Here is a 12,486-nt window from a genome sequence, read left to right on the forward strand (position 1 = left end):
AACGAGGGTTTTTGCAATCTGAAGCGATTCAACAAAGCAAATAATGAAAATTCGCCCACTTAAGGCGCATTTCTATTCTATAGGTTGGGTGAGTAACAACGAGCGGGCCGATTTACAAATGCTTTCTTTTTATTCAAGTCGTCATCACCCCTTCATAAAGCAGGTGCATTCGCAGGCACTTACCACTATTCTGGCGCTTACGGAAGTCACCTCCGCTTTTTTCGGTCTCGTTAACCGTAAAGAAATAAATACAGAATATGGATTTTCATAATTACACACGCTCAGCGTGAACATAACAACCACACACGAGGTTTCAAATGGAAGCTCAACAGCACGGCGATCAGCTAAAGCGCGGGCTTAAAAACCGCCATATTCAGCTCATCGCACTGGGCGGTGCGATTGGTACCGGCCTGTTTCTGGGCAGCGCATCCGTTATCCAGTCTGCCGGTCCGGGCATTATTTTGGGTTACGCGATTGCGGGTTTCATTGCTTTTCTGATCATGCGCCAGCTGGGCGAAATGGTCGTGGAAGAGCCGGTCGCAGGCTCCTTCAGCCACTTTGCCTATAAGTACTGGGGCAGCTTTGCCGGTTTTGCCTCGGGCTGGAACTACTGGGTGCTGTACGTTCTGGTTGCCATGGCCGAACTGACCGCCGTCGGGAAATACATTCAGTTCTGGTATCCCGAAATCCCAACCTGGGCTTCTGCTGCGGCCTTCTTCGTCATTATCAACGCCATTAACCTGACCAACGTTAAAGTGTTCGGGGAGATGGAGTTCTGGTTTGCCATCATCAAGGTCATTGCCGTGGTGGCGATGATTATCTTCGGCGGCTGGCTGCTGTTCAGCGGCAACGGCGGCCCTCAGGCCACGGTGCGCAACCTTTGGGAACAGGGTGGATTCCTGCCTCACGGCATGACCGGCCTGGTGATGATGATGGCGATCATTATGTTCTCCTTTGGCGGCCTGGAACTGGTGGGCATCACCGCTGCTGAAGCCGACAACCCTGAGCAGAGCATCCCGAAAGCCACAAATCAGGTTATCTACCGCATTCTGATCTTCTATGTGGGCTCATTGGCCGTGCTGCTCTCCCTGCTGCCGTGGACGCGCGTCACCGCCGACACTAGCCCGTTTGTGCTGATCTTCCACGAGCTGGGCGACACCTTTGTCGCCAACGCCCTGAACATCGTGGTGCTGACCGCCGCGCTCTCCGTTTACAACAGCTGCGTATACTGCAACAGCCGCATGCTGTTCGGCCTGGCCCAGCAGGGTAACGCGCCAAAAGCGCTGCTCAACGTCGATAAGCGCGGCGTGCCGGTAAACACGATTCTTGTTTCGGCGGTCGTAACCGCGCTGTGCGTGCTCATTAACTACATGGCACCGGAATCGGCGTTTGGCCTGCTGATGGCGCTGGTGGTCTCTGCCCTGGTCATCAACTGGGCGATGATCAGCCTGGCGCACATGAAGTTCCGCCGCGCAAAACAGCAGCAGGGCGTCACCACGCGCTTCCCTGCCCTGCTCTATCCGCTGGGTAACTGGATCTGCCTGCTGTTTATGGCAGCCGTGCTGGTGATTATGCTGATCACCCCGGGTATGGCGATTTCCGTCTACCTGATCCCGGTCTGGATTGCGATCCTGGGCGTGGGCTATCTGTTCAGTCAGAAAAGCCGTAATGCCATGAAGGCACACTAAGCCTCTCTTCGCGGCACCTGCTTTTGCGGGTGCCGCGCGTTGTTACCTCCTTCACACTTTCACGTCCACAGCGCATTTATCCATATCACCGCCCTGATACTGCAACGCATATATTCCTTCGCCAGCAAATAATTCTCTCCATACCGTAAACCGGAGAGCTGTCGATGGATAACAACAAACTGTCAGTAAAAGAAAAGATCGGCTATGGGATGGGCGACGCGGGATGCAACATCATCTTTGGCGCCATCATGTTGTTTGTTAACTATTTTTATACGGATATTTTTGGCCTCGCCCCTGCGCTGGTCGGCGTGCTGCTGCTTTCCGTGCGCGTGATTGACGCCGTAACGGACCCGATCATGGGCGCGATTGCTGACCGTACCCGCAGCAAATATGGCCGGTTTCGTCCATGGCTGCTGTGGATCGCCTTCCCCTACGCGCTGTTCAGCATCCTGATGTTCACCACGCCTGAGTGGAGCTATAACAGCAAAGTTATCTATGCGTTTGTCACCTATTTCCTGCTGTCGCTTACCTATACCGCCATCAATATCCCCTATTGCTCGCTGGGCGGGGTGATCACCAACGATCCAAAAGAACGTGTGGCCTGCCAGTCCTATCGCTTCGTGCTGGTCGGCATCGCCACGCTGCTGCTCTCATTAACGCTGCTGCCGATGGCCGACTGGTTTGGCGGGGACAACAAAGCCAAAGGCTACCAGATGGCGATGACCGTTCTGGCGCTGATTGGCACATGCATGTTCCTGTTCTGCTTCGCCACCGTGCGCGAGCGCGTGCGTCCGGCGGTGCAGACCAATGACCAGCTGAAAAATGACCTGAAAGACGTGTGGAAAAACGACCAGTGGGTGCGCATTCTGCTGCTGACGCTCTGCAACGTCTGCCCGGGCTTTATCCGCATGGCGGCCACCATGTATTACGTGACCTGGGTGATGGGTCAGAGCACTCATTTCGCCACGCTGTTTATCAGCCTGGGCGTCGTCGGCATGATGCTCGGCAGCATGCTGGCAAAAGTGCTGACCGACCGCTGGTGCAAACTAAAGGTCTTCTTCTGGACCAATATCGTGCTGGCGATTTTCTCCTGCGCCTTTTATTTCTTCGACCCGAAAGCCACCGTCACCATCGTGGTGCTCTACTTCCTGCTGAACATCCTGCACCAGATCCCGTCTCCGCTACACTGGTCGCTGATGGCCGACGTGGACGACTACGGCGAGTGGAAGACCGGTAAGCGCATCACCGGGATCAGCTTCTCCGGCAACATCTTCTTCCTGAAGCTGGGGCTAGCGATTGCCGGAGCGATGGTCGGCTTCCTGCTCTCCTGGTACGGTTATGATGCGGGAGCAAAAGCGCAGAGCGCGGACGCCATTAACGGGATCGTGCTGCTCTTTACCGTCATTCCCGGCATTGGATACTTAATTACCGCGGGTGTAGTACGACTGCTGAAGGTGGATCGTGAAACCATGAAGCAGATCCAGTCCGATCTGGAAAAACGCCGCAACAACTATCAAGAGCTGAACGATTATCAGGAACTGAAAGCTGCTGAGACTAAATAAGGAAATCCGAATGCAAACCTGGCCAAACCCGTTTATCGAACAACGCGCCGATCCGTACATTTTACATCACGAGGGGCAGTACTATTTTATCGCCTCCGTGCCGGAGTACGACAGGCTGGCGATCCGCCGCGCAGCGTCGCTGGAAGGCTTACGTCATGCCGAAGAAGTGGTGGTCTGGCGTAAACCCGAGACCGGATCAATGAGCCAGCTGATTTGGGCGCCGGAACTGCACTACATTGACGGGAAGTGGTACATCTATTTTGCTGCGGCGCACACCCAGGCGCTCGACGCGCTCGGGATGTTCCAGCACCGCATGTTTGCCATTGAATGTGCCGACAGCGATCCGCTTACCGGCACGTGGGTGGAAAAAGGGCAGATCAAAACGCCTTTCGATACCTTCGCCCTGGACGCCACCACCTTTTTGCATCAGGGGAAACGCTGGTATCTGTGGGCGCAAAAAGCGCCGGATATCACCGGGAACTCCAACCTTTATCTGTGTGAAATGGCGAACCCGTGGACGCTGAAAGGCGAGCCGGTGATGCTCAGCAAGCCGGAATACGACTGGGAGTGTCGCGGGTTTTGGGTCAACGAAGGCCCGGCGGTACTGGTTCACGGCGATAAGCTGTTTATCAGCTATTCCGCCAGCGCTACCGACGAGAACTACTGCATGGGGCTGCTGTGGATAGACCTGAACGCGGATCCGCAAAACCCACTGAACTGGCAAAAATCTCCGCATCCCGTATTCGTGACCAGCTACGAAAACCGCCAGTTCGGCCCGGGCCATAACAGCTTTACGCAAATGCCGGAAGGGGGCGATGTGCTGGTGTATCACGCGCGGAATTACACCGAAATTGAGGGCGATCCGCTGTACGATCCGAATCGCCATACCCGCCTGAAGCTTGTCCGCTGGAATGAAAACGGGATGCCTGATTTCGGCATCCCGCCCGCGGATACGCTTTAGACTTTGCGGCGCGCTGGCTTACACCAGCGTGCCGTAGATAGTCAGCAGCGCCACGATAACCACCACCACAAACGACGTTTTCTTCGCCATGGAGACAGCGGCTTTCGGCGTTTCAATCTTGTCGGTATGCGGCTCACGTGCCAGCGAGAACTGCGCCAGACGCGTTAGCACCTGATACTGCGACGTATGGCGATCGGCAAGAGAAGCAAACCACGCGGGCAACGCTTTTTCACCGTGGCCAATTAACGCGTAAACCACGCCCACCAGACGCACCGGGAGCCAGTCTAGCACGTGCAGGATGGCATCGATGCCGGACAGCAGGCGTTCATGCGGCGTCAGATAGCGGGCAAGCCAGGTCTGCCAGGCGCGCAGGAACGCATACCCCATCAGCAAGACCGGTCCCCACGGGCCGCCTACCACAAACCAGAACAGCGGCGCCAGGTAGTAACGGAAGTTAATCCACAGCAGCGCGTTCTGCAGTTCGCGCAGAAACTCGCGCTCGTCGCAGTCCGGCGGCACGCCGTGGATCATCGTCAACTCGCTCGCCATGGCACCGCGCGCATGGGCATCGTCACGGGAGGCGGCTTTCAGGTAGGCGTGATAGTGCAAACGCACCTTGCCCGCACCAATGCACAGCACGCCGAGCAGGATCCACACCACCAGCAGCGGCACGTTGAAAAACAGTCCGTACAGCGAGCGCAGGAGCAGGAACGTAATAACCATCATCCCTGCCATCATCAGCAGCGTGCGCAACATGGAAAAATGCTTAATCCGGCGGAAAAGCACCTCCAGCCGGTGATCCAGATGCCAGTGCTCGCCGAGCTTGAACAGGCGTTCAGCGATGATGACCAGCAGCATGGTAAACAACGTCATGGTATCTCCTTATTCTGACGACGCGGTGAGCATGGCGCGAAAGCGGGGCCAGTCGAATGCCGGGCCGGGATCGGTTTTTCTCGCCGGGGCAATATCGCAGTGCCCGGTAATATTGTCGGCGATTGCCGGGTAAAGTCCGATAAGCGTGCGGGTCACAGCCGCTAGCTGTTGATACTGTGAATCGGTGTAGGGCGTGGTATCCGTGCCTTCCAGTTCGATCCCGATAGAAAAATCATTGCACCGCTCGCGCCCGTGATACACCGACACCCCGGCATGCCAGGCGCGCTTATCAAAAGGAACATACTGAACCACTTCACCATCGCGACGAATCAGGCAGTGAGCCGATACGCGCAGATGTGCAATTTCAGCAAAGAAGGGATGAGCATCGGGATCAATCGTTCCCGTGAATAACGCATCAATCCACGGGCCGCCAAATTCACCCGGCGGGAGACTAATATTATGAACCACCAGCAGTGTGGGCTTTTCATCCTCCGGGCGGCAATCGTGGTGCGGCGAGGGCACACGCCGCGCATCCACCAGCCATCCGTTTTCTAACAACATGCTGGAACTCCTTCTGTATGGTGCAATGACTCGGTTCAGAGTAGCATGTTTCAATATTATGATTCGTTACCAATTTGGAGTTTTATCATGCCGCCTCGCCGCTACAACCCCGACCACCGACGTGAAGCGCTTCTGGAACGTATTAATATGGATATTCCGGCAAGCGTCTCCCATGCTTTGAAAGAAGATCTGGGCGGTGATGTTAATGCCGAAAAGGATATTACCGCACAATTGTTGCCGAAAGAGACGCGCTCCCACGCGGTCATTATCACCCGCGAAGAGGGTGTTTTTTGCGGCAAGCGCTGGGTTGAAGAGGTCTTTACTCAACTGGCGGGTGATGATGTGCAGATTATCTGGCACGTTGAAGACGGCGATGCGATTACGGCAAACCAGCCGCTGTTTGAACTGGACGGTCCTTCCCGCGTCTTGCTGACTGGCGAACGTACCGCGCTCAACTTTGTACAAACGCTCTCTGGTGTCGCCAGTGAAGTACGTCGCTACGTTGACCTGCTGGCAGGCACCAGCACCCAGCTGCTGGATACCCGCAAAACGCTGCCGGGCCTGCGCACGGCGCTGAAGTATGCGGTGCTGTGCGGCGGTGGCGCAAACCATCGTCTGGGCCTGTCCGACGCCTTCCTGATTAAAGAGAACCACATTATTGCCTCAGGCTCCGTGCGTCAGGCGGTGGAGAAGGCCTTCTGGCTGCATCCGGACGTGCCGGTTGAAGTGGAAGTGGAAAACCTGGACGAGCTGGAGCAGGCGATTAAGGCCGGGGCCGATATCATCATGCTCGATAACTTCGAAACCGAGCAGATGCGCGAGGCGGTAAAATTGACTAACGGCCGGGCCCAGCTTGAAGTGTCCGGGAACGTCACCTTCGAAACGATCCGTGAATTCGCCGAAACCGGCGTGGATTACATCTCCGTCGGCGCGCTGACCAAACACGTTCGCGCCCTCGACCTCTCAATGCGCTTCAAATAATGCATTCTCCCCTCTCCGCCCGGAGAGGGGAATTTCAGCCCCGCTCGCATATCCGCTGTTCTTCCCTGCAACGCGGCATAAATTCTCTGAATGTGCTTTCCCGTTCACTTTTTTGCCCCTCGTATCTGCCCTTTCGCGCTGACAGAGTAGCGCCACTAAACGTAAGGAGCAGATATGAACAGACAACACGGATTCACTCTCATTGAGCTGATGGTGGTCATCGGCATTATCGCGATTCTGAGCGCCATCGGCGTACCAGCCTATCAGAACTACCTGCGCAAAGCGGCGCTGACCGATATGCTGCAAACCTTCGTTCCTTACCGCACGGCCATTGAGCTTTGCGCACTGGATCACGGAGGCGTGGAGAGCTGCGATGCCGGCAGTAACGGTATTCCTTCCCCCACCACGACACGCTACGTTTCAGGAATGAGCGTGGCAAAAGGGACCGTGACCTTAACAGGACAGGAGAGTCTTAACGGGCTGACGGTAACCATGACGCCACGGTGGAACGACGGCAACGGTATGACGGGCTGGACGCGCGACTGTAAGATCGGTGCTGATAGCGCCCTGAAACAGGCCTGCGAAGACGTTTTCCGCTTCGACAACAACTGAGGAGCGGATAATGAATACCGAGCAACTCGTGGCGCTTTGTCTGCGCCACCGCGCGCTGCTGCTCACCAGCGACAGTGACATGGTCAGCATTGCCGTCGTGGGAAGCCCCGCGGCTGAACTCATGGAGGCGCTGCGCTTCGCGACCCAGAAACGAATTGATATTGAGTGCTGGAGCGCTGAGCGCATGGAAAAACACCGGCAGCTAACGTCCCAATCACATCTGCCCGGCATTACGCAAACATACTCAACAGTTGATGTCCTCAACCACACGCTGCAGCAGGCAATCAACCGACGCGCCTCTGATATTCATATCGAACCGATGGAGCACGCGTGCCAGATTCGTTTACGTATCGACGGCGTACTTTGCCCTCAGCCTCCCCTTGCCGCTGAACTGGCAAGCCTGTTCAGCGCACGTTTAAAGGTGCTAGGTAACCTGGATATTGCAGAACGTCGTTTGCCCGAGGACGGTCAGTTTACGATTGAGCTGGCAAACGAGCCGGTCTCATTTCGGATCGCGACGCTTCCCTGCAGCGGTGGTGAGAAAATTGTGCTGCGTCTCTTGCATCAGGTTCAGCAGGCCCTTGAGCCTGAAGCGCTTGGTATGAGTGCTGAACAACTGGCCCGTTTCAACGAGGTGCTCCACCAGCCGCAGGGGCTGATTCTGGTCACCGGCCCTACCGGCAGCGGCAAAACCGTGACGCTGTACAGCGCGCTGCAGGCGCGTAACACCCCTGACGTCAACATATGCAGCGTGGAGGATCCCATTGAGATCCCCCTTGCGGGTTTAAACCAGACGCAGATTAATCCCCGGGCGGGTTTAACATTCCAGAGCGTGTTAAGGGCGCTGCTACGTCAGGATCCCGACATCATTATGGTCGGCGAAATCCGTGACGGTGAAACGGCAGAAATTGCCATTAATGCCGCCCAGACCGGTCATCTGGTACTTTCAACGCTGCACACCAACTCGACGGCAGAAACCCTGATTCGACTGGAGCAGATGGGCGTCGCGCGCTGGATGATATCTTCCGCGCTGTCGATGGTGATTGCCCAGCGACTGGTCCGGCGCCTGTGCCCACATTGTCGTCGGGAAGCCAGCGAGCATGCTGAATTACCGCGCGCCGTATGGTCCAGACCACTTCCTCGCTGGCAGTCCACCGGCTGCGATCGCTGTTATCACGGTTTTTATGGCCGCGTGGCTATTTTTGAAGTACTCGCGGTCGACAATGCGCTGCGGCAGGCCATTGCCAGCGGAACGGGAACAGAAGTGATAGAAGCGAGCGCCCGGCAGGCGGGAATGATTTCTCTTTTCGAGCACGGTTGCATGGCCGTCGAACAAGGGCTGACCACGCTCGAAGAACTGGTGCGCGTGCTGGGAATGCCAAATGGCGGCTAATCAACTCTGGCGCTGGCGAGCGCTCACCAAAGAAGGTGAACTCCGAAGCGGGACACTCTGGGCCACAGACCGCAATGCCGCCTTCACCCGGCTAGTGCGGAGCGATCTCCATCCTTTGACGCTGACCCGATGCGCTCAGCAACACCGCTGGCGGCCACATCACTGCTACGAGATGTTTCGCCAGCTTGCAACGCTTCTGCAGGCCGGGCTGACGTTGTCCCACAGCCTGCAGATGCTGGCAGAGCAACATCCGTTAAAACCGTGGCAGGCACTGCTGCAAAGTATTGCCGATGAGCTCGGTGAGGGAGCCCCCTTTTCTGAGTCGCTAAAAAAGTGGCCAGCCGTTTTTAGCCCACTGCATGTCTCGATGGTGAAAACCGGTGAGCTCACAGGGAAACTGGAGGAGTGTTGTCGCCAGCTCGCGCAGCAGCAAAAAGCGCAGCAGGAGCTCAGAGCAAAGGTAAAAAAAGCCCTGCGCTATCCGGCGATTGTCCTGACGCTGGCCGTGCTCGTGGTGCTGGCGATGGTTGTCCTGGTCTTGCCCGAGTTTGCCGCGATCTATAAAACGTTTAACGCTCCGCTTCCCCTGCTGACACAGATGGTCATGGGGATGGCCGCCTTTATCCAGTCCTATGCCCTCGCGTTGTTCGCCGCGTTATTAGCGCCCTTGGCCACTGCCTGGGCTCTGCGGCAGAACCCTCGCTGGCAGCGCATGCTGATGTATACGCCCGTGATGGGCGCGCTGGCAAAAGGACAAAAACTGGGGCACATCTTTACCGTGCTGTCACTCACGCAGCAGTCCGGAATCCCCTTTCTACAGGGCCTGGAGAGTGCAGAGGAGACCGTTGAAAGTCGGTACTGGCAGGGAATACTCCGTGGCGTTCGGGAGGACATTGAAAAAGGTCTCCCCGTCTGGTCATCCTTTAATAAAGCGGGCATCTTTACACCGCTGTGTATTCAGCTTTTACGAACCGGCGAAATATCAGGTGCGCTGGATATCATGCTGGCAAACCTCGCCCGGCATCACACGGAACAGACCTTTCAACGAGCAGATAGCCTGGCGGCCCTTCTGGAACCGGTGCTTCTGATTGTGACAGGGGTCATCATCGGCACGCTGGTGGTGGCAATGTACCTGCCAATTTTCCATCTGGGGGATGCGTTGAGTGCGGGATAGTACAGCAGGGCTGGCGCACGGGCATGCGCCAGCGAAAGCCATTACAGGCTATTGAATACGCGGTTTTCTTGTTCCTGAACGCGAATAAACGTCGTACGCTTTGTCAGCTCTTTCAGACGGGATGCTCCAACGTAGGTGCAGGCAGAGCGCAGGCCGCCGAGGATATCGCGTGCGGTGTTTTCAACCGGGCCGCGCAGAGGCAGCTTCACGGTTTTGCCTTCTGCCGCACGGTATTTTGCTACGCCACCGACGTGACGGGTCATCGCAGACTCAGAGCTCATACCGTAGAACAGCATGAATTTCTCGCCGTTCTCTTCAACTACGGTACCACCGCTCTCTTCGTGACCTGCCAGCATACCGCCGAGCATCACGAAGTCCGCGCCGCCGCCGAAAGCCTTTGCGACATCACCCGGCATGGTGCAACCGCCGTCGCTGATGATCTGTCCGCCCAGCCCGTGCGCCGCATCGGCACATTCAATGACGGCGGAGAGCTGCGGATAACCGACGCCGGTTTTGACGCGTGTCGTGCATACAGAGCCCGGACCAATGCCCACTTTCACGATATCGGCACCGGAGAGGATCAGCTCTTCACACATTTCACCGGTCACCACGTTGCCCGCGATGATGGTTTTCGTCGGCCAGGCCTCACGCGCCTTGCTGACGAACTGCACGAAGTGCTCGGAGTAACCGTTCGCCACGTCAATACAAACGAAGTTGAGCGCCGGGTTAGCGTTCAGGATCTGTTTGGTCTTCTCGAAATCCGCATCGGAGGTGCCGGTAGAAACCATCACATGCTTCACTACGTCAGCAGATGTGGACGCGACAAACGCATTCCACTCTTCAGGGCTGTAATGTTTGTGCACGGCGGTGAGAATATCAAACTGTGCCAGGGCGGTTGTCATCTCAAAGGTACCCACAGTATCCATGTTGGCAGCGATGATCGGCACGCCAGACCAGGTCTGACCGGAATGCTTAAAGGTGAATTGACGTTCGAGTTCAACGTCTGAGCGACTTTTCAGTGTAGAGCGTTTAGGGCGGATAAGAACGTCTTTGAAACCTAACTTCAGATCTTCTTCGATACGCATGTGCGGATTCCTGGGGTTAGAGGCAAATATGTTAAAAGCACAACTCCAGTGACGCTATCATACGCACTAATACCTGCTCCGCAAGACTGCGAAATTCTCTTTTTTTACGCTACAATCCTATAAATTTACCTGGTCAAAAGCCGGTAAACAGGGCTAAACAGTTGCTGGCGCACCTGAGAGTTTTAATCCACTGATTTTAATAATGAATAATTCCCAGGATTTGATTTAATGGGGTATATCGTCGCATTAACCGGCGGCATCGGTAGTGGCAAAAGTACCGTTGCGGACGCGTTTTCTCGTTTGGGTATCACGATTATTGATGCCGATATCATTGCCCGCCAGGTGGTAGAGCCCAATACACCCGCGCTAAAGGCCATAGCAGAACATTTTGGTCAGGCAATCATCAATGCCGACGGCACACTGAATCGCCGTCAGCTTCGCGAATGGATTTTTTCTGATTCTGCGGAAAAAGCCTGGCTTAATGCCCTGCTCCACCCCATCATCCACCAGGAAACTCAGCGTCAGATAGCCGCAGCCCGCTCGCCCTATGTCCTGTGGGTGGTCCCGCTGCTGGTGGAAAATCAGCTGCATCAGAAAGCCGATCGGGTGCTGGTGATTGATGTTGAACCCGAAACGCAAATCCAGAGAACCATGACGCGCGATCGCGTTTCGCGGGAGCATGCTGAACAAATTCTTGCCGCTCAGGCTACGCGCGCTCAGCGTCTTGCCGTGGCGGATGATGTTATTGATAATAACGGCGCACCAGATGCCATTGCATCGGATGTTGCCCGTCTGCACGCGCAGTATCTGACGTTCGCCGCGCAGGCCGTTGCACAGGAAAAACTATAATGTCGACACACATCCTTTTTGAGCATCCGCTCAATGAAAAAATGCGCACCTGGCTGCGTATCGAATTTCTTATTCAACAACTTTCACAACATCTGCCGGTTAACGATCATGCCACCGCATTGCACTTCTTCCGCAACGTAGGCGATCTGCTGGATGTGATTGAACGCGGTGATGTCCGCACAGAATTACTCAAAGAGCTGGAGCGCCAGCAGCGTAAATTGCAGGCATGGACAGAAGTCCCCGGCGTAGATCAGAGCCGTATCGACGCGCTCCGCCAGCAGTTGAAAAGCAGTAGCGCCGTCCTGATGGCCGCGCCACGCGTCGGGCAGTTTTTGCGCGAAGACCGCCTGATTGGCCTGGTGCGCCAGCGTCTGAGCATCCCTGGCGGCTGCTGCAGCTTCGACCTGCCGACGCTGCATATGTGGCTACATATGCCACAGGCGCAGCGTGACGCACAAGTGAACAGCTGGCTGGCAAGCCTGGAGCCAATGCACCAGACGCTGTCGCTGATCCTCGACCTGATACGTAACTCTGCGCCGTTCCGCAAGCAAACCAGCCTGAATGGTTTCTACCAGGACAACGGTGATGATGCCGATCTTCTGCGCCTGAATTTATCGCTTGGCGAACAGCTTTACCCGCAGATTTCCGGGCATAAGAGCCGTTTTGCGATTCGCTTTATGCCGCTGGACAGTGAAAATGGCACCGTGCCGGAACGTCTCGATTTTGAACTGGCCTGTTGTTAAGGAG

13 protein-coding genes are annotated in these 12,486 nt (G+C 56.0%); 10 read left to right on the forward strand and 3 right to left on the reverse strand.

Going from position 1 to position 12,486, the window contains the following annotated elements; genetic code table 11:
• Positions 1-43 precede the first annotated feature (43 nt).
• From LRM19_RS10970 to LRM19_RS10985, 4 genes are all read left to right on the forward strand, one after another.
• A complete protein-coding gene (locus LRM19_RS10970; RefSeq protein ID WP_080337251.1) occupies positions 44-271 on the forward strand; it encodes a hypothetical protein in 228 nt (75 codons plus the stop codon).
• Positions 272-317: 46 nt separating this feature from the next.
• Positions 318-1,688 carry an aromatic amino acid transporter AroP gene (gene aroP / locus LRM19_RS10975; RefSeq protein WP_045355157.1) on the forward strand — a complete coding sequence of 457 codons (1,371 nt, stop codon included), beginning with the start codon at positions 318-320 and terminating at the stop codon, positions 1,686-1,688.
• A 164-nt stretch (positions 1,689-1,852) separates the two neighbouring features.
• Positions 1,853-3,250, forward strand: coding sequence for a glycoside-pentoside-hexuronide (GPH):cation symporter (locus LRM19_RS10980; protein ID WP_271368817.1), 1,398 nt, complete (start codon positions 1,853-1,855; stop codon positions 3,248-3,250).
• A gap of 10 nt (positions 3,251-3,260) precedes the next feature.
• The gene (locus tag LRM19_RS10985; RefSeq protein ID WP_271368818.1) at positions 3,261-4,211 is read left to right on the forward strand and encodes a glycoside hydrolase family 43 protein; all 951 of its coding nucleotides are present in this window, start codon (positions 3,261-3,263) and stop codon (positions 4,209-4,211) included.
• Positions 4,212-4,229: 18 nt separating this feature from the next.
• Here LRM19_RS10985 and ampE read toward each other — a convergent pair whose 3' ends face one another.
• Both ampE and ampD read right to left on the reverse strand, forming a co-directional pair.
• The gene (gene ampE / locus LRM19_RS10990; RefSeq protein ID WP_271368819.1) at positions 4,230-5,084 is read right to left on the reverse strand and encodes a beta-lactamase regulator AmpE; all 855 of its coding nucleotides are present in this window, start codon (positions 5,082-5,084) and stop codon (positions 4,230-4,232) included.
• A 9-nt stretch (positions 5,085-5,093) separates the two neighbouring features.
• Positions 5,094-5,645, reverse strand: a complete 552-nt coding sequence (gene ampD, locus LRM19_RS10995) for a 1,6-anhydro-N-acetylmuramyl-L-alanine amidase AmpD (RefSeq protein ID WP_115876430.1) — start codon at positions 5,643-5,645, stop codon at positions 5,094-5,096.
• Positions 5,646-5,732: 87 nt separating this feature from the next.
• On the opposite strand from ampD, the gene nadC reads away from it, so the two are divergent.
• The 4 genes from nadC (at position 5,733) to hofC (ending at position 9,805) form a co-directional block, all read left to right on the forward strand.
• Positions 5,733-6,626, forward strand: coding sequence for a carboxylating nicotinate-nucleotide diphosphorylase (gene nadC, locus LRM19_RS11000; protein ID WP_271368820.1), 894 nt, complete (start codon positions 5,733-5,735; stop codon positions 6,624-6,626).
• A 174-nt stretch (positions 6,627-6,800) separates the two neighbouring features.
• Complete coding sequence (gene ppdD, locus LRM19_RS11005) at positions 6,801-7,238, forward strand: prepilin peptidase-dependent pilin (protein ID WP_111964028.1); 438 nt, start codon at positions 6,801-6,803, stop codon at positions 7,236-7,238.
• A 10-nt stretch (positions 7,239-7,248) separates the two neighbouring features.
• The gene (gene gspE, locus LRM19_RS11010) at positions 7,249-8,631 is read left to right on the forward strand and encodes a type II secretion system protein GspE (protein ID WP_271368822.1); all 1,383 of its coding nucleotides are present in this window, start codon (positions 7,249-7,251) and stop codon (positions 8,629-8,631) included.
• The gene (hofC, locus tag LRM19_RS11015) at positions 8,621-9,805 is read left to right on the forward strand and encodes a protein transport protein HofC (RefSeq protein WP_115876433.1); all 1,185 of its coding nucleotides are present in this window, start codon (positions 8,621-8,623) and stop codon (positions 9,803-9,805) included. Before gspE ends, hofC begins: the two co-directional genes overlap by 11 nt.
• A gap of 41 nt (positions 9,806-9,846) precedes the next feature.
• On the opposite strand, the gene LRM19_RS11020 is transcribed toward hofC, so the two are convergent.
• Positions 9,847-10,890: a GMP reductase gene (locus tag LRM19_RS11020; RefSeq protein WP_271368823.1), complete on the reverse strand. Its 1,044-nt coding sequence runs from the start codon at positions 10,888-10,890 to the stop codon at positions 9,847-9,849.
• Positions 10,891-11,118: 228 nt separating this feature from the next.
• On the opposite strand from LRM19_RS11020, the gene coaE reads away from it, so the two are divergent.
• Both coaE and zapD read left to right on the forward strand, forming a co-directional pair.
• On the forward strand, positions 11,119-11,739 hold the full coding sequence (gene coaE / locus LRM19_RS11025; RefSeq protein ID WP_271368824.1) for a dephospho-CoA kinase: 621 nt from the start codon (positions 11,119-11,121) through the stop codon (positions 11,737-11,739).
• Positions 11,739-12,482 carry a cell division protein ZapD gene (gene zapD / locus LRM19_RS11030; protein WP_047173318.1) on the forward strand — a complete coding sequence of 248 codons (744 nt, stop codon included), beginning with the start codon at positions 11,739-11,741 and terminating at the stop codon, positions 12,480-12,482. The genes coaE and zapD overlap by 1 nt, the downstream gene beginning before the upstream one ends.
• The last annotated feature ends 4 nt before the right edge of the window (positions 12,483-12,486 follow it).

Source organism: Enterobacter sp. PI-10, from assembly GCF_027947695.1.
GTDB classification, from domain to species: Bacteria; Pseudomonadota; Gammaproteobacteria; order Enterobacterales; family Enterobacteriaceae; genus Enterobacter; species Enterobacter vonholyi.

Bases quoted from the DNA above. Each gene is read 5' to 3' on its own strand.
- LRM19_RS10970 (WP_080337251.1), top strand. From the start codon at position 44: ATGAAAATTCGCCCACTTAAGGCGCATTTCTATTCTATAGGTTGGGTG.
- aroP (WP_045355157.1), top strand. From the start codon at position 318: ATGGAAGCTCAACAGCACGGCGATCAGCTAAAGCGCGGGCTTAAAAAC.
- LRM19_RS10980 (WP_271368817.1), top strand. From the start codon at position 1,853: ATGGATAACAACAAACTGTCAGTAAAAGAAAAGATCGGCTATGGGATG.
- LRM19_RS10985 (WP_271368818.1), top strand. From the start codon at position 3,261: ATGCAAACCTGGCCAAACCCGTTTATCGAACAACGCGCCGATCCGTAC.
- ampE (WP_271368819.1), bottom strand. From the start codon at position 5,084: ATGACGTTGTTTACCATGCTGCTGGTCATCATCGCTGAACGCCTGTTC.
- ampD (WP_115876430.1), bottom strand. From the start codon at position 5,645: ATGTTGTTAGAAAACGGATGGCTGGTGGATGCGCGGCGTGTGCCCTCG.
- nadC (WP_271368820.1), top strand. From the start codon at position 5,733: ATGCCGCCTCGCCGCTACAACCCCGACCACCGACGTGAAGCGCTTCTG.
- ppdD (WP_111964028.1), top strand. From the start codon at position 6,801: ATGAACAGACAACACGGATTCACTCTCATTGAGCTGATGGTGGTCATC.
- gspE (WP_271368822.1), top strand. From the start codon at position 7,249: ATGAATACCGAGCAACTCGTGGCGCTTTGTCTGCGCCACCGCGCGCTG.
- hofC (WP_115876433.1), top strand. From the start codon at position 8,621: ATGGCGGCTAATCAACTCTGGCGCTGGCGAGCGCTCACCAAAGAAGGT.
- LRM19_RS11020 (WP_271368823.1), bottom strand. From the start codon at position 10,890: ATGCGTATCGAAGAAGATCTGAAGTTAGGTTTCAAAGACGTTCTTATC.
- coaE (WP_271368824.1), top strand. From the start codon at position 11,119: ATGGGGTATATCGTCGCATTAACCGGCGGCATCGGTAGTGGCAAAAGT.
- zapD (WP_047173318.1), top strand. From the start codon at position 11,739: ATGTCGACACACATCCTTTTTGAGCATCCGCTCAATGAAAAAATGCGC.